Here is a 21,706-nt window from a genome sequence, read left to right as displayed (position 1 = left end):
ACAGGTCCTTCCGGGAGAGGGGCGGGATGGTCAGGCGAGAGGGAGCTGTGCGGTGGAGCCGGAGATCAGGGCGTTCCACGCCGGCTCGAAGTTCGGGTCCTGTTTGTTGATCACGCGGGCCGGGGCGGTCGCGAAGAGTTCCTCGGCCATCGGCCATGCCTTCGTGCGGGGGCGGGTCCAGGAACGGGCGCGCCCGTACTGCGGGTCGCGTTCGACGGCGATGCCGTGACGTCCGCCCACGGTGACCAGCCGCTGTGCCAGCTGCTCGGGGCGTCCGATGTCGACGCGCTCGGTGGATCGCTTCACTGGGCGCCGTTCGCCGGCGTCAGACAGGAGGAACAGGCGGCGCACGTGGTACAGCGCCCACGGCATGTCGAGCTCACGCTCGAAGGCCTCCAGGCAGGCCCGGTCCCGCGGCTGGGAGGGGTCGAACATCTCCAGGAGGGTCTTGCGGCCGTAGAGCTTCGCGTTCGGGTTGAGGCTCATCGCCGTGTACTCCAAGCGCAGCACCTCGCCCGCGATGTCCGGGTGCGTGCGCATGCGCTCAAGGTGGGCGGGCAGGGCGCCCATGGAGACGGGGAAGCAGCAGAACGTGCAGTAGCTCTTGGGCCAGTGCACCTTGAACCGCCTCAGGAGGTAGTCCTCCACCTGCTGGCGGCCCCAGCCCCACTCGATGAGCGGATACACCCCGGTCCGGCCGGAGAGCTTCGAGGCGGTCTCGTCACGGAGGCAGCGCCCGGCTTCATCGGCGTTGAAGCCCATAACTTGGCGGAACGGGCGGTGACCGCCGAAGACGCGGGCGAGCCACCAGTCACCGACGTCGCCCTTCGCCCACAGACTGCACTTGCGGGTGCCGGCCTGCTGGGGCACCGTGCCGACGGACTCCAGGTCGTCCCACAGCGTCCACGGTCCCCGGGTGAAGAGCTGCTCGGGGTGGCGGGAGTCGTCCAGGACCGTGAAGCCGTCGGACTTCAGGTGCCCGTTGCGGGCCAGCTGGACGAGGCGTACACCGTGCTCGCGCAGCAGCGGGAGCATGAACTCCTCGACCAGGAGCCGGGTTTCGGGCCACTCGCTGCCGGTGGCCATGTACAGGACGGCGGTGCGCTCCAGATCGATGCCGTGGGCGTCGGGGTCGGTGAGCATCCGCGCGAGGTAGGCGGTGGAGTCGGCTCCCAGGCCCCAGTTGATGACGGTGTCCAGGTCGTCGGCGCTGCTCAGGCCGGGCAGCGACAGCGTGTACGCGGTGCGAGGCATGGCCTCCGTCACTCCTTCCGGGCCCGTGCCCGGCCGAACGGCCGGGCACGGCAGGGCGGTTGGGCAGGTCAGCGCAGGGCGGCGAGCGCGTGCGCGGGATCGGGGACCAGGACGGCGCGCTGCTCGGCGAGCAGACGGACGTTGCCGTCGGCGCGCACGTCGCCGGTCGGGGGCGGGACGAGCACGGGCCGGTTCAGGCCGGCGGCGACCTCGGCGGTGTGCATCGCAGCCTCGGAGTGGTCCAGGGCCTCGACGAGGACCACTGCCCGCACGAGCGCGGCGAGCAGGGCGGCGCTGGCCCGGAGCGTTGCTCCGCTGGCCGGGGTGCCGGGCGGGAACAGGCTGGCCACCGCGCCGCCGCTGGCGGGGATGGAGCTCAGCAGCTGGGCGTGGTCGTGCGGGTGGGCGCGGTCCAGGCCGCGGGGCAGGACGGCGAGCGTCGCGCGCCCGGACTGGGCGGCGGCCCGGTGGGCGGTGGCGTCGACGCCGTAGGCGAGGGTGGCGGTGACCGTGTGCCCGGCCTCGGCGACGGCGGTGGCGAAGGCCTTCGCGCGCGTGAGGGCCTCGGCGGTGGCGGCCCGGTTGCCGGTCACGGCCACTGCCCGGGCGGTCAGCCGAGACAGCTGCTCGTGACCGCGCACCCACAGACCGAGCGGGCAGTCGGGGCCGAGGTCGGCCAGGGCGGCGGGCCACGCGTCATCCGACGGGATGACGAACTGGCACCTCAGCTGGGCGCTGGCGAGTTCCTCGCGCGGCTTGTACTGGGCCAGGCGGCCGCTGGCGTCGTGGTCGACGCCGTACTGCCAGATCTCCTTGGCGGGGTGATGGGCGAGATGGGCAGCGACCTGGTGGGGGGAGAAGTGCGCGGCGAGCGCGGCGCGGGCGGCGCGCTCGGCGGGATCAAGTGGTGGGGCGGCCGGTGCGGCTGGGCGCGGTCACCGCGTCCCAGGAGCGGCGCGGCGGCGACTGCCACCAGTCGGCCGGTGCGGCGGCGGGAGTTGCGGCCTGGCGGCCTTCGGCGCGGGGCGCGGGCTCGGGGGCCGCGGCAGCACACGGTGCCGGGGCGGGCGCACGTCCGGCGAGGACGGCGGGCAGGGTGTCGTCGATGTAGGCGACGTGGTGGGCGAGGTCCACGCCGACCTGGGCCGAGTCGAGGTGGAGGCCCGCGCGCAGGGCCAGGTTCCCGGTGGCGATCACGTGCACGGCGTCGGTGAGGCACTCGGCAGCGTGCCGGGCGAGCGGCCCGGTGACGGTGCAGATGACCGGGACCGGCTCGCCGTCGCGCCACTGCCCGCGGGCGCGGTCGTACTCGCGCGGGACCTGCATCACGGTGAACCGGGCGGCGGGCGTGCCGCGTTCGGTGTGGCGCAGCTGCACGGTCCCGTATACGCGGCCGCGGATGACGGCGGTGGTCTCTCCGCTCATGGAGGTACTCCTCGATGCGACGAACGGTCTGGCGGTGCCCGGGAGCCATCCGGTCAAGTTCCATAATACCTATATTGCGATGGAGTGTCATCCCCTTTTTCCTCGACAGGGAGGCACCCGCCCCATAGAGGCCGGCCGGGGCCTACTTGCGTTCCGCCTCAACCCCTGCGGCAGGCTGGGGGGTTCGGCAGGGCCCGGGCCCCTCACAGCAGGTCGCGGCAGCCGGGTTGTCCCACTGGCAGGCTGGGCAGCGCCAGAGGAGGCCGGCGGCGAGAGCCGCGGCGAGGATGGGCTCCTTCTGTATCCGTACGGCGTCGGCCGCGCTCAGCAGCGCGTCCAGCAGCGGCGGCCTGGGTGCTCCTTCGGCGTTGCTGTCATCGAGCACGATCGTGTCCTCGACCTTGACCCTCAGCGGCACCGTGTCATCGGGCCTCACGAGATGGTCCGGGGCGCTGTCGAGGTGGACGGACACCCGGACGGCGCCGACCTGGGGGTCGAGGTAGGCGAAGACCAGGACGCCGTCGACCTCCAGATAGGGCAGGCCGCCGTGAATTCCGGCGTGGAAGACGGCGCCACGGTTGGCGCGCTCACAGTCGACGGCGTCGGGGAACTGGAAGGCGAGCGGCACGATCCGTGGGCGGCCCCTGCCTCTGACGGTCTCGGCGTACAGCGAGTAGCCCTGGTCCGGGAGGTTGTCGCGGCCGGGCGTCGCTGACGCGCTGGGCGTGCCAGGCGGTCTCCGGGTCGTCGGGAACGGGCGGCAGGGTCACGGGGTACGCGGTGGGCATGCAACTCCCCTTCGGGGTCACGCAGATGGGGGCGGCGTACCGGGCTAGGCCCGGGACGTACGGGCTAGGGCTGCTCCAGTCCCAGGGCGGTGCGCAGTAGGTCGAGCAGGGCGGCGTGGTCGGCGGGCAGGACGGCCTCACGCAGGACGCGCGTGCGCAGGATGGGCACGTCCAGGCTGATCCCGACCGGGATGTCGGGCGAGTCCGGGCGGAACACCAGCTGGTAGTGCCGGGCAGCGATCAACCATGCCTCGTACCGGTCGGCGGGCCGTCCGCTGCGGGCGGTGTGCCCCTCGTCCGGCGTCAGCTCGGGGCACCGGCACGACGGGTCGGCGCAGGGACGGGACGCGGGATGGGAGGCGAGCACCGGGCGGGAGCGGTAGTGGGCGGCGGTGCCGTTGAGCATCGGACAGTTCGCCGCGGTGTACGGCTGGCACTCCGGGTGGAGCGCAGGTTCGGGGGAGTAGCCCTGCTGCTCGTCGGCAGGTCGGACGATGACGAAGAACTGCTCTTCAAGGGGCTGGGAGCAGATCTGGCACAGGCGCTGGAGGAAGGCGCGCCGGGCACGGTCGGCGTCGAGGCTGCCGAATACGGCGTGCCCGTTGTGGATCAGGGAGACCCACGGCACGACCAGCCCGCCGGCCAGCGGCCGGGCGAGGCAGCGCACGGGGATCGCGCGGCTCATGGAAGTCACGCTCCTTTCACGGGAGTTGCGGGCAAGGACGGCATGCCAGGGCCGGGGCCGGGGGCAGCGCTCGGCGCGCTGCGGGCGCCCAGCTGCGACGGAACGGTCACGCTCCAGCCGCAGGAACAGCGCGCCACGGTCGCGCCGTCGTACACCTGACCGCCCTTGCGCTCGCGGCCCCCTCCGATCTGGCCCCGGTCGGACGGCCGGTACCAGCCGGACGGCTCCCCGGTGCTGGTCAGGTGACGGGCCTCGGGAGCGCACAGCAGCCGCAGGCCTGCGTCCGCCACGGCGGCCACCCTGAAGTGATCCCACTCGGAGCCCTCCAGCCGACCGGCGAGCTGCGTTCCGGTGGCGCTGCGCAGCTCGATCCGGCCGTCCGGCCACGCGCGCGCGGACGCGCCGGGCACGCTCCAGCCGACCGAGCCGTCGGACTTCCGGGGGATGCCGTTGCGGTGATCCGGCGTCATCCGTGCAAGCAGCCGGACCGAGACCATGGAGGCGGACGGGCGGCGGTGGTCAGCTGTCTCGGGCGCGGCCTCGGCGATGGCGGCCAGCCAGGCCGGCGCGAGCGGGTACGCCTGCGGGTGCAGCGTCAGCAGGGCGGCGCGGTCGCGGCCGTTGCCGGAGCACACGGCGGCCCGGACGAAGTCCGAGAAGCGGGCGTACCGGCGCACGGATACCGGACCGCGCCCGGTGGCGAACCATGTCTGCTGACGGTCGGCGAGCGCTGACAGGTCCGCTGTCTCCAGTGGGGCGGCTGAGGGGGACACGGCGGAAGTCCTCTCGGGAGCAGGGCCGTTGGGCTGTCTTCGGTGTGGTGGGCCGGGCGGGGTCAGTTCTGGACGGGGCCCTTGGCCTGGCTCTCGGCGCGCCACTGCGTCAGCTGACGGACGCATGCCGCGCTGTCGGCGAGACACTCGTGCGCCGTGTCGGGGGAGGGGTGGCGGAGCACGTCGGTCGCGTCCCCGTCCGGGTCGTGCAGGTGGGCGGTCCACCCCGCGCTGCCCTTGCCGGTGCCGTGGATCTCCTCCGGGTGGTTGGCGGAGCCCTGGTCGTCGATGCGGATCGTCCAGTCGCCGACCAGGGGGACGACGACGGCGGTGCGGTTGCCTCCGGTGCTGGTGAGACTGCACCCCTGGAAGGTGGCCAGTTCGAGGGCGCGGATGAGGATCTCGTCCGCGCCACAGGGGATGTCGCGGGCGGCCGCCGGTCCGGTATCGAGGCGCTCGCGCAGGGCGGTGACCACGTCCAGGGCGGTTGCCGTTCCGGCCGGTGCCTCGGTGAAGCGGGCGTGCAGCTCGGCGAGGACGGCGGTGGCGGTCGGTGCGCCGGGCAGGTGGTCGACGATGTTGGTGTGGAGGAGAAAGAGCCTTTCCGCCCAGTGCCGGGCGGGGCGCTCGGGGGTGCGGTCGCTGAACTCCTGGCAGGTCAGGTCGTAGGCGCCGGTGATCCCGTCGCGGGTGAGGGTGCGCAGGGTGCGCGTGGCGGCGACCAGGCGTGCGGGGTCGGCGAGCGGGAAGAGGCTGCGCGCGTCGGTGCCGTGGGCCTCCCACAGGACTGCGTCCCACAACGCGGCCAGCGCTACGGCGCGTTCGGCCTGATGGGCGAGACGAGCCAGGCGCCGCGGGTCGCGCTGCGTGCCCTGGGTGAGGGCGGCTCCGGCCTGCTGCTGGAGCGTGAAGGCGTGCTGAGCGTGCGAGGTGAGCAGCGCGGCGGCATGGTGCAGATCCACAGAGATCCCCTCCGAATGGCTAACGAGTTCCGTAATACCTATTAAAGAGGGCGGGGCAACTGCGTTTCTCCGCGTTGCCCCACCCTGAAACCGCAGATCAGGGCCTGGGCGGTGGAGCGCTGAAGGTCACCTGGATGCCGTCCAGTTGGACGGCCACGGTCCGGCCCGGGCCGTTCAGGAGCCTCGCGTAGGCCCTCAGCTCCCTGTCGTAGCGCTCGACCTCGCGCTCCGGCGCCTCGAAGCGGGCTCCGGGCCGGATCGCCCCCCAGGGCTCCAGCAGCCGCGCCACGCGCACCGCGCTGGGCTGCGGCCCGGGGTAGATGAAGAATCCGGGCGTCTGTGTGTAGTCGACGTCGACCAGGCCGTACGGCATGTGCCCGGCCATGGCCAACTCGACGGCCAGGGCGCGGACTTGCTCCACCTCGATCAGGTCGTCCGACAGGCCGGGCAGATCAGGCGACGGGGTCGCGGCGCGCCGGGCGGCCTCGTCCTCGCTGTTCGCGCTCTCGGCGATCCGCTGGGCCCACTGGGCGTCGTCGTAGGTGCGCACGACTGCCCCGGTGAACTGGTCCACGAGATCCCACCCGTCGCACGCGGAGGCTGGCGCGACGTGAAACCGTGCGTCGGGCTGCTCGGCGGGCGGATCGGAGAAGAACACGTGCGCGCTGCCGTGCGGCTCCGTCGTCGCTAGTCCGGCACGGCGCAGGAGGTCGGCGAGGAACGGGGCGACGGCGCGGGACTCCCCGGAGGGTGTGTGCCACCAGGCGATGTGGCACGTCCGGTCCAGGCCGAGCGGGTGGGGGACGGGCAGGTCGGAGACGGCCCACCGCTGTTCGGGGTGGGTGGGGAGGGCGGACAGGGCGGTCCGGGCGCGCTTGACGGTGGCTGACAGCCGCGAAGCAACGGCGGTCTGCTGCGGCATGAGGCGTCGACGGATGTGGTCGGCGGTGTGCCGGGCGGTGGCCTTGTCTTGGTTCTCGCTGGGGCGCGGGCGGGGCAGGGCGGTCACCGTGATGGGCTCGATCGCCAGGTTCTGCGCGGTGGCTTCCTCGGGCAGAACCGCGGTGATGGTGATCCGGGTCCGGGGGCGGTTGGGGACGAGTTCGAGGGTGCGGCCGTCGGCGAAGATGATCCGTACCCGGTCCGGGGTGCCGTCCTGCTCGGTGCGGTGCGCGCCGAGCTGCTCGGCGACGTCGCGGGCGAGGATCTCCAGACCGGCGGGGGTGGACAGGTCCATCACGGGCTCTCCTTCCGCCTGCGGCGCGAGGGCTGGTCATCGGGGCGGTCGGCGTGGCGCTGGGCGTCTGCGCGGTAGTCGTCGGCGGTGTATCCGGTGTCGCACCAGGGGCGGCAGAGCTGCCCGGGCGCGGCCCCACAGGTCTCGCACTTCTCGCCGAAGTCCTCGGGGCTGAACGGCGGCAGGCTCACGGGGCGGTCTTGATCTGCTCGGCCACCTTGCGGGCGGACAGGACCGGGGTGGTCCTCGCCAGTTCGCCACAGCTGGCCTCCCAGATCTGCGCCGCATTCGACGTGGAGATCTGGAAGTTGGTGGCCGGACTGATCCGCCACGTGCGGCCGTGCGGGTCGGTCACGGTGTAGGTGAGGTACTGCGGGGCGTCCTGGCGGCCGTTGTCGCTCCAGGTGAGGCCGGCGGCCGTGAGAGCGCGGCCGAGCTCGGAGCAGCGCTCCGGGGTGGCGTGGTCGAAAGATGCCACGGGGTGTCTCCTCGCTCACACTCGATCTGACATGTTCCATAATACGTAATTGATGGGGTGGGGCAACTGGATTTCCTGGGGCTGCCCCACCCCTCCGGTGCCGGTGCGCCTACGGGCGCGTAAGCATGTTGGTCCTGGGCGGCAGGGCGGTGAATGCCTGATTGTCGCGGTAGTCGGACACCTTCACGTAGCCACCCGGCATCGTGTCCAGCCGCAGCTGGTCGGGCCCCCAGTTCTCGATCACCTCCTGGGGAAGGTTCTCGACGTCGTCCGCCTCAACCTGGCTGGCCCACCCGGTCAGTTCGACGCCGAACAGCCGCCGCGACTCCAGCAGGACGGGGAACAACTGCCCGACGTCGTCGACCAGGGCAACGGCGCGGGCCTCGTGCGGGCCGGGGCACTCAGCGAAGGTGGGAGCGTCCGGGCGGGTGCGCTCGCCCAAGGTCATCAGCCAGCGCATGATCACACCTTCTCCTTGGTCCCGGGGTACGCCTCGGCTCCCCTGCGGCGGGTGTGAGGTTCGGGGAAGCCGTCACTGAGATGTTCGGGTTCGCGTGTCACTGGTGAGAAGCTGCCTTTGCGCTGATCAGCAGCTATCTGCCGAGCCGATCACGATGGCAGTGGTCCGAATCATGTGGTGACGTAAAGCCGTATCGTCCGGTGTCACCTTCACCGAACCTCCTTCGTGGCGAGCCTGCCATGGTCCGTCCTTTCGAGCCCACCGGTGGTGCAATGACCAATGCCTATGCGGTCCCGAGTGCCGTGCCGTCAGCACGCTTCCCGCGAGATCGGCAGGATGCCCGATACCCGACCACCAGCCTCCGGCTACACCGGAGTACTCAAGGCTGACCGTCCGTGATCCGCTTTCGGTGCTACGGGCGGTGAGAATGGACTGATGCGATACGCGTGGCGACGGTCGTTGCGACCCCTGCAGGCCGAGAGCAGTGCCCGGACCGATGCCTTCGATGGCGGGTGGGATGTCGGCAGTCCGGTGCGGCTGGACGAGATGCGGGATGTGCCGGTCGTTGTGGTGTTGGGGGAGCGCGGTGCGGGCAAGTCCGTGGCTCTGGAACAGGAGCACGGCCTGCTCAGGGACCAGGGTGCAGAGGCGGCGCCTTGGCTGCATCTGGGCCGGGACGTCGCCGATACGGCCTCGGCGGGCAGCACACTGCAGCAGCACCTGCATGGGCAAGGAGACGGGCCGCGGTATGTGCTACTGGACGGGCTGGATGAGGGCCTGAGCGACATCCCTGGTCTCGACAGAGTCCTCCTGCTGCAACTGCGGGCGTTGTCGGAGCCACAGCGCGAAAGGCTGCGCTTGCGGATCACCTGCCGTACCACCCGATGGCCCGAGGCGCTGGAAAGCGGGTTGCGGGGGCTGTGGCCGGATGCGGACCAGGTGACGTTGATGACGCTGGAGCCTCTGACTCGGCACGACGTGGAGAGCGCGGCCTGGCAGCGCGGCCTGGACGGGGCAGCGTTCGCCGAGGAGGTGAGCGGCCGGGGCCTTGCGGCCCTGGCAGAGCAGCCTGTCACGCTGATCCCGCTGCTGGATGCTCAGGCCGAAGGAGAAGCTCTCCCCAAGACGGTGGCCGAGGCCTACAACCAGGCCTGCCGCAGGCTGTGCACGGAGAGCTGGCCGCAGGGGTTTGTACAGCGCCAGGAACGGCCAGCGGTGGATCACCTGCTGGAAGTGGCCCGCTGGGCGGCAGCCGCTCTGCAGTTCAGCCGCGTCCCGGCCCTCGCCGACCGGGAGCCGGCGCGAGAGGGCGAACTACATCTCGACAGCCTTGTCGACCCCGCCCTTCCCGGACTCGTTCCGCAACTGGAGTGCCGCCGCCATGAACTGCTGCACCTGACCGAGTCCTCCTTGCTGACACCGGTGGGGCAGCGGCGCTGGGTGTTTGCCCACCGCAGCTACCAGGAACACCTGGCGGCGCAGTACCTGCGTGAGCACATCGCCCCGGCGGTGCGAAGCGAGCTTTTGTGGGCAGGCAGCGGCTCAGCGCGCCACATCGTGCCAGAGCAGGAGGAGATCGCCGCCCGCCTCGCGGCCGACGACCTGGAGCTATTCGAGGATCTACTCGTCCACGACCCGCGGGTCCTTCTCCTGGCCGACCTGCCCTCGCTGTCGGCCGACTACCGGCAGCAGGCCGCCCAGGCACTCCTGGATGAAGCCCCCGACGAGGGCTTCGACCGCATCGACTTCGCACTCCTCAAACGGCTGACCCACCCCTCTCTGTTCGCACAGCTGACCCCGTTCCTGGTCCGCGACGCCGACCCGGATCAGACGTACTTGGCTTTGTGGATCGCTGCACAGTGCCAGCCAGCCCAACTAACGCCCGCGCTACTGTCCTTCGCGGAGGACATCACGCTGCCGACGCGGCTTCGCTCCTTCGCTCTGCACGCGATCGCCGAGGGAACCGTGCACGGCGACGAGGTCGTCGCCAGAATGCGCGCCCTGGCCGCGGACGCGAAGACCGGCGTTGCCGAAGCAGCGCTGGACCATCTGTGGCCGCAGCACCTGCCACTGACCGAGTACTTCGACCTGCTCCCTGCCCAACGGTCGTTCACCTACCGGCCGGAGCTGGAGAAGGCCATGGACCTGATTTCGGCAGAGCATGCCGACGAGGCTCTGGCCTGGTGCCGCACAGCCCTTGAGGACCAAACCCCCAAGTCCCTGATCGCCACTGCACTGCTGGCGAGGTGCATCCACATCATCAGCCACCCTGGCCTCGGCAGCCCGGTGTCCCGCGAGGAGCAGGCCGGCCGGGCGCTCGTCGCCCTGGCGGCCTACCCGGAGCTGTCCCACACCAGCGACGCACGCACCCCACTCGAATACCTGCACGACTCCTTGAATGCCGTGCCCGTTCTGCGCCGCCGTCTTGCCGACTACGTCCTGCGCCACAGCAGCCAGGAGCATGTACTGGAACTCACCTTCACCACCCCGGAGGTGGGGCTGTTCCCGGACGAAGACCTGCTGTACTGGGCCGAGCGCTGGCCGGACCTGCCACAAGAGATGCGGCGTACGGCGCAGCCGCTCTTCAGCCGCAGACAGCGGCCGGATGACGCGCGGCTGCACGAGGCCATCGAACAGGCCCGGCAGGCCGATAACGAACTTAGGAACGCCACCGCCTGGTGGGACGCTCCGCCCCCCGAGTGGCAGCTCCGTAGGCAGAAGGGCGAGCAAGAGCAGCGGCGCCGCAACACCTTCGACGAGGACCAGTTCACCGCAGCGCTGGAGGCGGTCCACACTGCCGCCCCGGACCAGGTCCGCGCTGCCTGGCGCACGGTCCTCGGCCACATCTACCGCACCCACGACGGTCGGCCCTCCGACGGATCCTTCCACCTCACCGCAGTGGCCGCAGCACCGTCATGCCCGCCCATGGACAGCGCTCTGCACGCGAAGCTGTTCCACGCCGCCCTGCACGTCCTGGCCACCGCCCCCGCATGGAAGCCGCACGACGTCTCAGCCTGGGGCACCGAATGGACCGACGTACCAGAGTTGACCGCGGCAGGATTCGTGTCGGCCGACGCATGGCAAGCCACAGCGCCCGCAACAGACATCGAGCGGTGGACCGGGTGGGCGCTCGCGCTGGCCACGATGACACCCCCCGCGCAGGAGGCGGACCTGCACCACAGCCTCTTCAAGCGGTGCGCTCGCCACGCCGGCCACGCGTTCGAGGCCGCGCTTGCGACATGCCTGGACCGCCTCGAGTCCTACCGGCTCACCGACCTGGTCCGGTTCCTGCACACACTGGACGCGATGGACGCCCTCGCCGTCGTGCGGGCCTGGGCTGCTGCATGCGACCGCAGTGACGCAGCCTGGGCTGCCGTGACGGTCACCCTGTCCGGCCTCGGCGACACCTCTGCCCTCGCCCAGGTCAAAGACACCGTGGCAGCTGGCCCGCCCCATGAAGGGGCAGAACCAGACCCAGGGCGCTGGATCACCGCGGCCTGCACTCTCATGTCCTACCCCGACCTGCCGGAAAGCTGGCCGCCCATCCGTCAGGCGTTCGAGGATCCCGACCTGTGCAGGGCCGTGATCGACCGTATGATCATCGGCGGCTCCGATCGCTGGCCCGCAGGCGTGGCAGAACTCGACGTAGACGATCTTGTCGACCTCTACACACGCCTGTGCGAACGGGAGGAACTTCACCGGCCCCGGACCGAGCACGAGCCCGGTGTCGCCTACAGGATCACCCGGGAAGACACCCTCCACGACCTCGCCGACGCCCTGCCCCAGCTGATCGCCAGCAAAGGCACACCGCAAGCGGCCGACCACCTCGGCCAACTGGCCGCCTCCACATCCCGCCACACGTCCTGGCTGCGGCGCCTGGCCCGCCGCACCGCCCGCCAGGCGGCCCAGCAGCAGAGCCGGCCGCTGCCCGCGCACCAGTTGAAGAAACTGGCGGCCGACCACAGCCTGCGCGTGATCACCGACGAAGCCCAACTCCTGGACGTTGTCATGGAGGCCGTCGACCGAGTCCAGGAAACACTCTCGGGCCCCAACGGGATGGCCATCCTGCTGTGGAACCGCGCCGCCGCAGCCGATTACAACGCGATGTGGCCGACATGGGAAGAAGACTTCAGCGACCTCGTCATGGGCCTGCTCAAGATCCACCTCGGCGGAAGGCGCATCATCCTCAATCGCGAGGTCCAAGTCGACCGCCCAGGCGCCGGAGGAGGCCGCACAGACATTCACATCCAGGCGGCCGACCCCTCCCACGACACCGAGCCATTCACCGTGGTCATCGAAGCAAAAGGCTGCTGGAACCGAAGCCTACCCACAGCGCTCGCCGAGCAGTTGGTCGCCCGCTACCTGCGCCGCCCCCGCACCGCTGGCATCTTCCTCGTCGGCCTCTTCGACTGCGACCAGTGGCACTCCGAGCGGCGGCAGCACTGCTCGCCAGGCCACACCCCGCAGCAGATCGAGCACGAGCAGCAGGAACTGGCCGCACAGCAAGATGCCCTGGTCCGCGCACGGGTCCTCGACTGCCGGCCTCCCGGAGCCCAGACCGACTGACCCCCTTCGTCCGCCCCAACCGAGGCAGGACCAGACTGGCGCCCCCTTTGGAGTGGCGGCTGCCGGAATCCGCCTGCGCAGAGGCGTCCGGACCACTGTCCGGGTCCGCGGTGCGATGCCGTGCTCCGGGTCTGTCCAGTGTGTGGCGCGCTGGGGCCCCGATGGCGCGGCAGGTGAGGAAGAGGGGGCGGCTCACGCTCGGGGGCCTGGGCATGGCCCGGCCGCCGTGGCCGGATTGCACGTCCACACAGCCCCGGCGGCCCTCCTATGGTGTGGACCTTGGATTCCTCACCGGGGGTGGCGATGGCGAGCCGTTACTACAGCAACGCTGTGATCATGGCGCTGATGGATCTGTCCCGCGGGTACTGCTACTGGCCTGACCCTCCGTGCCCCACACCGGTGATCCGTGAGGTCAACGGGGTGCCGATGACGAATGTGCAGATCGCCCACATCCGCGCATTCGAAGCCAATGGGCCCCGGGCCGATCCGACCTGGCCGGGAGACGTGAACAGCTTCGCCAACCTGCTGCTGCTCTGCGAGCCTCACCACAAGCTGATCGACGGGAAGTACCGCGACCGCTACACGGTGGAGGAGCTGGAGAGCTGGAAGCAGCGCCGGGAGGGCGAAAGCCTCCAGCGGTTCAAGGACACCCGCGTCCTGAGTGAGGAGGCGCTGTCCGACGCGATCGCGAAGGCGCAGGCTGACCTCCTTGACCAAGTGGGGCCAGCCCTGGAGGAGTTCCGGCGGTTCGCGCCCCAGATGGCCGAGTTGCTCGGCATGCTCACCACGTCACTGGCTGACCCTCGAGTGCACGGGTTCGGTCTCTCGCCCGACACCGTTGAGCTGCTGAACACAGCCGCCTTCCGGCTTCGGGAACTTCCGGACACCGCCCCGACGCTCGCCCACGCCGCACGGGACCTCGTCGCCGCGCTGGAAAAGGCCCCGCAGGTTGAGCGCGCGACGGCTGCCCTCAAGATTCAGATTGACCGTCTTGAAGATCTCGGAGGTCGTCGTCGGTAAGCCTTCTGCTCGCTCGTGACCTGCGTGGTGCTGACCTGCTGGCCGGTGACAAAGGCTGGTCGCCGACGTTCGGGACCACGCGGTCTATAGAGGAAGCCCAATATCGCGGGCGGCGTTCTGAAGCATTTTCTCGCGCTTCTTGGCGTAACCGAATGGGTGTTCGTAGTACGTGAGGCATTCGAGCCGACCTGCTCTGAGGACTGGCTGGGCCCATCGCGGCATCATATGCAGTGCGCACTGCCCGTGAAAGTCGTAGCCTACGCCTCCATGTGTCTTGAGCAAGTCGCCGACTACGGATACGTCGCAAGTTCGTGTGTTGGAGAGTGCGCGTAGACCAAGGCCGGTGACCGTTGCGGTCGTCAAGATCGCGGCAATTGCGGGGTCGGCGATCTGTAGCAGGCCAGCGATAACCTCTGGGCTGGGGTGCATCCGCAGGCCGTCCGGGCGTGACGGAGAATACTGGATCGTGTCGGCGCCTGGACACAACGGCTCATCCATGCGGCCACTTAGCACTGTGTGTCCTGGAAGGGCGTCGGAGAATACAGGCTCTGGCAAAGGTCGGCTTACCGCTGTCATCTTCAGTGATGTTCCACTCTCTGTCGGACAGAGAGGTTGTGGCGTATTCAGCAAGGCCGCCCGCGCTGCGGACCGGGCCCTGATCACCCGGTGTGGCACGCGGGCCAGATGTGGGGTGCCGGTCCAAGGCCGGTGCCACAGCGCGGTAAGACGCAAGTTCGCGGATTGGCGCAGCGCGAGCAGGACTTCCCAGACTCGGTCCCACCGACTGTTGTGGGCGCGACAGAAGATGACATGCCTGATCCCCAATGCGGTGATCCAAATAAAAACCTGTCCCCTCAGCGTGTCAGCGGCCTCGGTATTGGATCTCCAATACGGATTCTTGCCCAGTTGGGTAAGCATCTCTTGAAAGAGCATGCGTGAGGGATACCGCGAGGGCGCAAGGTGAACGGTTATCCGCCCCTCTTCTGGAGCATGGGCCAGCAGAGCCGCACGCATGAGCGCGGGGTCGTCCACGGGGTCGACGATGACCTGGACCGGTGGAGGACCAGGGGGCGTAGGTGTCCCATATGGCATCGACGGCTGTAGGCAGGGCCACGGGCTACGGATAGCCATGGGCGTTCCCGCTTCCCTGTTGGCGAGTTCGGTGCATGTACGTGCAGAGCGGCACTCCATACAGAGCAGTACAGGCTACGGGGAAGAACTCCGGAAGGGCGCCCTTGGGGGGGCCGGGCCTGCACCGGCCTGGCCATATCGCCAGCATCAAGTAGCGCATGTTCTCGCTGAGTGAAGGCGAAACGGCCCAGAGCCCACTCGTTCCAGTGACAGCCTCCTCCGATTCGGTCACGCCGCATTTAGCCTCAATCCACGCTGTGCGGCACCCGACCGTGCCGCCTCTGTTACCTCTGCCGGGGGAGGCTGTACTTGAGCGCTGCGCCGCTATTCACTTGCTGGTCTTACAGGTTCTGCCGACGGTGATCACCGTGGACGATGAGTCGGAGACGGGTCTGGAACGGCCCCGCGACGAGCTGAGGCCTGCTGCCGTCCGTCAGATGCTCAGGCTGCGGGAGTCGGGGGAGCTGACCACCGCGCACATGAGGCTCATTGCCGAGTCGGTGGACGTGAGTCTGCGGCAGGCGTGGCGCTGGCTGGCCGAGGCGGAAGGGTCCGGCTCACCGGAGAAGCCCGAACGTAGGCGTTTCCGGATCACCGAAGAGATCATCGATGTCCTCGCCGACTACCGGGGCAACGTCAAGCGTGCCCACGAGCATCTGGTGCGTGAGGCCAAGAGGGCGGGGGAGAGGCCGATCGGCCTGACCACGCTGCACGACGCCATCGCCCGTGACCTTGACCCCGGTTTCATGGCCGGGCTGCGGGAAGGCATCCCAGCTGCCCGCGGTTTCGATCCCGCCTTCCAGCGCCCGGCGGTCGCCCGCAACCAGGTGTGGGAAGGGGATCATAAGCAGGCCCCGACCGTCGTGATGATGCCCGACAAGAAGCTGTCGAACGTGTGGGTGACGTGGTTCGAGGACCGTGGCACCAGCAACGTGATGGGCTGGGCGGTCACCGCCGGCTCTGCGCACCGCGGATCGGTCCTGGCGGCCGTGCGGGCCTCTGTGCTGCGTGAACCCCCGTACGGGCCCGCCGGCGGGCTGCCGCACCTGGTGAGGGTCGACGGTGGCTCCGACTTCATGTCCAAGACAGTCCGGCGGACCTTCGGTCTGCTCGGTGTGCCGATGCACAAGGTGCGCAGCGCCCGCCACAAGGGCGGGATCGAGCGGCTGAACGGCACCGGTGTGACCCGGTTCTTCGCTGACCTGCCCCGCTACACCAAGGCGCCCCTGCTTGACCACCGTCGCCGCGTCGGCGACCAGGACCCGCCCCTGACCTTCGAGGCGTTCGTCGACAAGCTGCGCCAGTGGGTTGAGGAGCACAACACCCAGCACGTCCTTGAACGGACCGGGATGACACCGCTTGAAGCGTGGCTGAGCGATCCCACCGAGATCCGGCCCGAGCCCAGCCCGGAAGAACTGCGCGCGTTCATGCTGGAGAGCGACAACAAGATCCACAAGGTCACCAGTCACGGAGTGGAGTTCCGTAACCGCTACTACATGCCGGAGAAGGGGGTGGGACGCATCGGTCTGGAACTGCGCGTGCGGTGGATGCCCCACCACGACCACGAGATCGACCTCTATACCTTCCGTGGCAACCGCTATCTCGGCCGGGCCTTCCTCAGCAACGAGGCCAGCGAGGAGATGCGCAAGGCAGTCCTCAGCGACCGTGACGAGCACAGCGAGGTGCTGCGCCAGGCCTTGAAACGCTCCGCCGATCGCAGGCGGGAACGCCACCTGCCCTCCACTCAGCCCGAACTCCCCGTCCGTGCCCTCCGCATGACGGAACAGGAGGCACGCGCCGAACTGGAGGGCACCACCCCATCCACACCGCCGCGACGGCGCGTACAGCCCTACCAGCCCCTGACCCCGCTCCCGCCCACCTGGCGGCGCCCCGGCCAGACCCCTGTTCCTTCAACGGAGGACGACGCCTCATGACCACTGCTCCGAAACGCAAGCACATGCCCAAACGCCGCGCTGCGCCGGACGCGGGTCAGCCCGCCACGGCACCGCGCCGCCGGCCTGACCTGCGTCCGCAGTTCTTCCTCGGCCTCGAGGACTCCACCCTGGTCGCCACCGACACCCTGTTACAGATCAAGGACACCGTCATCGACACCGTCGAGTCGAAGGCCATGTCCGTGATCTACGGCGACGCAGGGCTCGGCAAGAGCTTCAGCACCCGCGCCACGATCCAGGAAATGAACCCGGACCTGATCCTCCCCTTGGACTTCGCACGCTCCCGCCCCGGCCCGAAGGACCTGCGCGAGGAGCTGTTCCACCAGATGAACCTCAGCTGCAAGATGCCCGGTACCCCCACCGCGTTCGACAAACTGCTGCGCGAGACTCTGCCGCGGCGCCCGTACGTGATCGTGTGCGACGAGGCCCAGCAGTACCGGCGGGAGAACTTCGAGTTCCTGCGCAAGCTGTGGGACAACTGCGACCCCAAGCCCGCCATCATGTTCGTCGGTGGCCGGGAGGCCTACGAGACCCTGCAGAGCGACCCGGCGCTCGCCTCCAGGATCTACATCCGCCTGGAGATCCTCGCCATGACCGAGGACGAGGTCCTCAAAGCCGTACCCGACTCCCACCCCGTGTGGCGGGACGTCGACGAGGCACTGCTGAAGCGGATCGACACCCAGTACACCCTGGGCTCCTTCCGCGAGTGGGTCAAGGTGACCAAGCACGTCCTGAAAGGCATGGAGCACTTCGGCGCCGAGCAGGTCGACGACCGCATCGTCGACTGGGCCCTGGCCCGATGCTGACCGAGACTGCTGCGCAAGGGTGTGCGGCCACGCAGCCGTTTCCCCTCGCCGACGAGCCCGCGCCCCGCGAACTGCACTTCCTCAGTCTGGCCGGGGCAGGCACCGTCGCGACTCCCGGCCTCACGGCAGTCCAACGCGCACTCGCCGATGCCCACCGTCAGCAGCGTTTCCTGTGCGTGCTGGGCGACGCCGGCGTAGGCAAGACCTTCGCCGTTCACACCACCGCCCTTACCCGCTTTCCCGAGGCGCACCTCCTGCTGCGCCTGGGCGCCAGGCCAGGACCGGCTGACCTGCGCACTCACTTGCACTACGCCCTCGGGCTGAAAGGCGAACCGCCCGGCGACCCGGCGGCCTCCGACTCCCTCATCCGCCGCGCGCTCGACGCCGGGCCGCACATCGTGGTCGTCGACGAAGCTGACCGGATGCCCGACACCTGCTTCGAATACCTCCGCTTCCTGCACGACGACCTTCCCGCCGGACTCTGCGTGGTCCTGATCGCCGGACAGGGCGGTGAACGGGCCCTGCGCGCCCAGCAGATGCTGCACACCCGCACCGCGGCCTGGCTGACCCTTGTGACGATCGCCGGCGACCAGCTCGCCCGCATCATTCCCGCCCTGCACCCGCTGTGGCACACCGTTGCACCGGATCATCTGCGGATGCTGGACGGCCGCTTCGCCCACGGCAGCTTGCGCCGCTGGGCCCTGCTGACCCACCACGTCCAGCGCGCCCTGGCCGCCGCCGGCGCCACCCACCCCGACTCCGGCCTGCTGTGGCAGGTCATCCGCCGCATCGACACCTCACGCCAGCCATGACCGTGACCTCACCCGCCCACCTCGTCACAGGGCCGGCGCCGCCGCCCGTCACGCTACTGCTGGACACCCACGACGACCGCACCATCCACGCCGCCGCCTACCAGCGTGCGCACCCCCACCGCGGCCGCATCACCACCGACCCCACCCCCCACACCAGCAGCCTCGCTTACCTCGCCCTGGACCTGCTGCGTGCCATGGGCCGCGACAGCTTCTCCCGCCCCGATGCCGAGCGGATGTCCACCGATCCGGCCTGGCGCGCGGTGACCTGCTGGACGCTGCACATGGGCCTTGCGGAAGCCATCGTGCTGCGCGCCCACCGCCTCACCCCCGAGCGCCTCAAACGCCTGGCCACTTGGCGCACCGAGACCGGTATCCACCTGATCCTCATCGCCCACACACCCACCCCGGCCGACGAACAGCGCCTCAACGAACGCCTCACCGCCGCCAACCTGACCGACCTCACCGCCGTGCGCGGCACCGACACCATCCTGAACGCCATCGGCCCGGCTGCCACCGGCCGACGCCACGGCCCGCCCCCGTCCGACCACGCCTATCCGCTGCCCAGCCTGCCCCGCAGCGGAGTCGCCGCCTTCCGCGCCGACTGCTGGCGCCGCCAGAACGACCTCGACTTCGCCCACACCGACGGTCAATACCGAGCCGGCTATGCCGCCGCCCGTACCTGGCTGGCCCGCCACCCCCCACCACCGCCACCCCCCGACACGCCTCAGGCCGAGGACGCCGGTCCGGACGGGGCCACCCCCTGGCGGAACATGGAAGGCCTGCGCCTGTTCCTGGCCCGGCTGACCGTCCTCAGCCCCAGTCCCCAGCACACCCTGGCCCGCGTCCGCGGAGCCCAGGCCGCATTCCTCAGCCAAGCCCTCCTGCTCAACGTGCCCGACGACCTCGCCAAGCACGGCGGCCCCGGCATCACCACCGTGCCGATCACTCCGCGTGTGGCGCACATCCTCACCACCCAGCTGCCCAACCCGCTGCGCGCCGCCGCCGTCGCCGCCCTGCTGTTCACCGGCACCAGCCAGTCACTGCTGTCCATGACCCAACTCGCCAGCGTCGGCGAGCACGCCACTCTCCTGGCCATCGACCGCGACTCCCGGATCAACGTCGGCGTGCCACCCGGCCCACGGCACCTGTACGCCATCCCGCCCCGCGCCCGCCCGCTCCTGGCCGCGGCCCTGGAATTCCGCCGCCGCACCCCACGCACCGCCGACCACCTCGGACTGTTCGCCAACTGCTTCGGCACCTCCGAACGCTTCGACCACCTCATCCGCGACGTCAGCCTCCACATCCCCACCGTCCTCCACCCCCACACCACAGAGGACTGGCACACCGTTGCCCGCTGCTGGCACCTCAACACCCCCGCCCCGGCCATTGCGCCCACCATGCCCCCAGCACCCGGAGCACACCCGTGACCCACCCGCTCCCGCACCCACCCAACCTTCTGGATTCGGCAGCCTTCGACCTGCCCTACCTACGGGCGCGGGCATCCCAATGCCGGCTCACCGACGACGAACTGACCGCGCTGACCGGCATCCCCACCGCCGACTGGGAAGCCCGTCTCACCCCGCAGAGCCTCAGCAGCGCGGCGATGATCGCCCTGGCCCACATCCTGAACACCTCACCCGAATCCCTGCTCTGCCAGCCCGGCACCGCCCGCGCGGGCCCTCGCCACAACCCACAACTCACCCCCCAGGCCGCCGTTCTGCACGCCGCCCTCATCGAAACCGGCCCCGTCCACCCCGACGACCTCGCCTCCGCCCTGGAATGGAAACCCACACGCCTGACACGAGCCACCGCAGCTCTCAAGGCCCATCTCGACCAGCCCAACAGCCCGCAGCGCTTGATCTCTACCGAAACGACCATCCATCTGGCCGCCACACCCGGACTGCTGACCTCCCGCCAGCTCGACAACCTGCACCACGCCGGGCACTGCGCCGCAGCACTCAGCCCCACCGAGGCCACCGCCGCAGCACGCCTGCTCCACCACACCGTGCTCGGCCTGCCCGTTAACGCCTCGGCCGCTCAGATCCCGCGCCTGATCAACCGGCGCCTGCTGGCCCCCGTCGGCCCGCCAGCCCCCCACCCCGACCTGCTGTTCGCCCTGGGCCTGACTGCCTCCCCGATGACCGAACACCCGCCGGAATCCGCCACCACGGTACCCACCGGCGCCCAGGCCGCCCTCGCCACCCAATGACACCCGCCCCGCGGCCCCCGGCCCTGCCGCCGGCAGCCTGCTCCGATCACCAGGGATCCCTGACATGACTTCTGTACCCGGCCGACTGGAAAGAGGCCAGTACTCCTGGCAGCTGGCCCGACCAAGCCCGCCCTGGTGCCGACCCCCGCACCGAGCACGGCCAAGACCGCGATCGATGACGCCATCAAGGCCGGCGGTATGACGTGCCTTCATGGAGACGCCGACGCCAGCAGGACACTCGCCGCGCTCCGCAGCACCGCACGCGAGCAAGTGATCTGGGCATGGCTCGGTTTCCGCTCGTACGCACCCTGCGCGAAGACCTCTTCCGCGCCCTGAGGATGGACGGGCCCGTGCCCCGCAAGCAGCCGAGGTGCTGATGGAAGTCCGATCGAGCGCGGCATCACGTCACACGACTTACTCCGGGGGCGCCATGAGCGACCTCGTGCCACATGCCGGTGAACAGCGCACATGCTCATTCCGGGCAGCCGTATCACAGCGGCGCTGGCAGATGCCATGAATCCCATCAACGCTCTGGGAGAGACGAGCGTCGACCTTCTGGTGTGCGGGCCCGGCCTGCACGAGCCACCGTCATGGGATCTGCTGTGTACTCCGCGGCGTCCGCCCGTCAGGGTGGTCGTCGACAGCCGCGATGACGTCGGATTCACGCGTGCTGCCCTGCAGATTTACAACCCGGCGGCAGGTCACCTGGTGGTCCATCCCGCTGAGCCCCACCGTGAGCGACAGGTGTGGGACGAGCTGAGCCAGGCCTTGGGGGAGGGGCCACCGCCTCCCGAGGGGTCCTCACTGGTTCATGGGAAGCGTGAGCACAAGGCTGCCTACGCCGTGGCCCGGACCCGGGCCGCCCGCACGGTGACGTTGCTGCGCACCCATCTCATGCACATGGGCATGTGGACCGACCTGGTCCATCTGCACCGCACCACCCGGGTAGCACTCATCCTGGTCCACCACGCCGAACTCCCCGAGGACCTCAGGCATCTGCTGCAGCACTGCGACCACCAAGTGACCGACACGATCGGGGGCATGAGGACGCTTCACTGCATCCCGCAGCTCGGTGTATGCCCCTGAACACCACCCATACTCAATGAAACAATAATACGTTGTTTCATTGAGCAATGAGGTAAGCTGGG

The 21,706-nt window shown here is 69.8% G+C and carries 19 protein-coding genes; 8 read left to right on the top strand and 11 right to left on the bottom strand.

The window, feature by feature from the left end:
- Positions 1–30: 30 nt before the first annotated feature.
- The 11 genes from OG870_RS00485 to OG870_RS00435 form a co-directional block, all read right to left on the bottom strand.
- Positions 31–1,254: a hypothetical protein gene (locus OG870_RS00485; protein WP_266845034.1), complete on the bottom strand. Its 1,224-nt coding sequence runs from the start codon at positions 1,252–1,254 to the stop codon at positions 31–33.
- A gap of 68 nt (positions 1,255–1,322) precedes the next feature.
- Positions 1,323–1,982 carry a DNA-processing protein DprA gene (locus tag OG870_RS00480; protein ID WP_266845674.1) on the bottom strand — a complete coding sequence of 220 codons (660 nt, stop codon included), beginning with the start codon at positions 1,980–1,982 and terminating at the stop codon, positions 1,323–1,325.
- Between the two features lie 172 nt (positions 1,983–2,154).
- Positions 2,155–2,679 carry a single-stranded DNA-binding protein gene (locus tag OG870_RS00475; protein ID WP_266845032.1) on the bottom strand — a complete coding sequence of 175 codons (525 nt, stop codon included), beginning with the start codon at positions 2,677–2,679 and terminating at the stop codon, positions 2,155–2,157.
- Between the two features lie 142 nt (positions 2,680–2,821).
- The gene (locus tag OG870_RS00470; protein ID WP_266845030.1) at positions 2,822–3,307 is read right to left on the bottom strand and encodes a hypothetical protein; all 486 of its coding nucleotides are present in this window, start codon (positions 3,305–3,307) and stop codon (positions 2,822–2,824) included.
- A 224-nt stretch (positions 3,308–3,531) separates the two neighbouring features.
- Positions 3,532–4,152 (bottom strand): cell envelope biogenesis protein OmpA, encoded by a 621-nt coding sequence (locus OG870_RS00465; RefSeq protein WP_266845028.1) that lies wholly within the window; start codon positions 4,150–4,152, stop codon positions 3,532–3,534.
- Positions 4,153–4,157: 5 nt separating this feature from the next.
- Complete coding sequence (locus OG870_RS00460; protein ID WP_266845026.1) at positions 4,158–4,925, bottom strand: hypothetical protein; 768 nt, start codon at positions 4,923–4,925, stop codon at positions 4,158–4,160.
- A 62-nt stretch (positions 4,926–4,987) separates the two neighbouring features.
- Positions 4,988–5,887, bottom strand: coding sequence for a hypothetical protein (locus OG870_RS00455; protein ID WP_266845024.1), 900 nt, complete (start codon positions 5,885–5,887; stop codon positions 4,988–4,990).
- Between the two features lie 97 nt (positions 5,888–5,984).
- Complete coding sequence (locus tag OG870_RS00450; protein WP_266845022.1) at positions 5,985–7,124, bottom strand: hypothetical protein; 1,140 nt, start codon at positions 7,122–7,124, stop codon at positions 5,985–5,987.
- Positions 7,124–7,315 (bottom strand): hypothetical protein, encoded by a 192-nt coding sequence (locus OG870_RS00445; protein WP_266845020.1) that lies wholly within the window; start codon positions 7,313–7,315, stop codon positions 7,124–7,126. Before OG870_RS00445 ends, OG870_RS00450 begins: the two co-directional genes overlap by 1 nt.
- Complete coding sequence (locus OG870_RS00440) at positions 7,312–7,602, bottom strand: hypothetical protein (RefSeq protein ID WP_266845018.1); 291 nt, start codon at positions 7,600–7,602, stop codon at positions 7,312–7,314. Before OG870_RS00440 ends, OG870_RS00445 begins: the two co-directional genes overlap by 4 nt.
- A 109-nt stretch (positions 7,603–7,711) precedes the next feature.
- A complete protein-coding gene (locus OG870_RS00435; protein WP_266845016.1) occupies positions 7,712–8,062 on the bottom strand; it encodes a hypothetical protein in 351 nt (116 codons plus the stop codon).
- A 435-nt stretch (positions 8,063–8,497) separates the two neighbouring features.
- On the opposite strand from OG870_RS00435, the gene OG870_RS00430 reads away from it, so the two are divergent.
- The 8 genes from OG870_RS00430 (at position 8,498) to OG870_RS00395 (ending at position 21,644) form a co-directional block, all read left to right on the top strand.
- Positions 8,498–12,628: a hypothetical protein gene (locus OG870_RS00430; RefSeq protein ID WP_266593254.1), complete on the top strand. Its 4,131-nt coding sequence runs from the start codon at positions 8,498–8,500 to the stop codon at positions 12,626–12,628.
- Between the two features lie 279 nt (positions 12,629–12,907).
- Complete coding sequence (locus OG870_RS00425; protein ID WP_266593256.1) at positions 12,908–13,648, top strand: HNH endonuclease; 741 nt, start codon at positions 12,908–12,910, stop codon at positions 13,646–13,648.
- 1,499 nt (positions 13,649–15,147) lie between these two features.
- Positions 15,148–16,713: a Mu transposase C-terminal domain-containing protein gene (locus tag OG870_RS00420; RefSeq protein ID WP_266593258.1), complete on the top strand. Its 1,566-nt coding sequence runs from the start codon at positions 15,148–15,150 to the stop codon at positions 16,711–16,713.
- Positions 16,710–17,537, top strand: coding sequence for an ATP-binding protein (locus OG870_RS00415; protein ID WP_266593260.1), 828 nt, complete (start codon positions 16,710–16,712; stop codon positions 17,535–17,537). Before OG870_RS00420 ends, OG870_RS00415 begins: the two co-directional genes overlap by 4 nt.
- Entirely contained in the window at positions 17,531–18,349 is an 819-nt protein-coding gene (locus tag OG870_RS00410) for an ATP-binding protein (protein WP_266593262.1), read from the top strand. The genes OG870_RS00415 and OG870_RS00410 overlap by 7 nt, the downstream gene beginning before the upstream one ends.
- The gene (locus OG870_RS00405; protein WP_266593264.1) at positions 18,346–19,776 is read left to right on the top strand and encodes a hypothetical protein; all 1,431 of its coding nucleotides are present in this window, start codon (positions 18,346–18,348) and stop codon (positions 19,774–19,776) included. Before OG870_RS00410 ends, OG870_RS00405 begins: the two co-directional genes overlap by 4 nt.
- Complete coding sequence (locus tag OG870_RS00400) at positions 19,773–20,558, top strand: hypothetical protein (protein ID WP_266593266.1); 786 nt, start codon at positions 19,773–19,775, stop codon at positions 20,556–20,558. Before OG870_RS00405 ends, OG870_RS00400 begins: the two co-directional genes overlap by 4 nt.
- Positions 20,559–21,071: 513 nt before the next feature.
- On the top strand, positions 21,072–21,644 hold the full coding sequence (locus OG870_RS00395; protein WP_266593268.1) for a hypothetical protein: 573 nt from the start codon (positions 21,072–21,074) through the stop codon (positions 21,642–21,644).
- Positions 21,645–21,706: the final 62 nt, after the last annotated feature.

This window comes from Streptomyces sp. NBC_00461, assembly GCF_036013935.1.
GTDB lineage: Bacteria > Actinomycetota > Actinomycetes > Streptomycetales > Streptomycetaceae > Streptomyces.
This window is presented reverse-complemented; position numbering and strand designations above follow the sequence as displayed.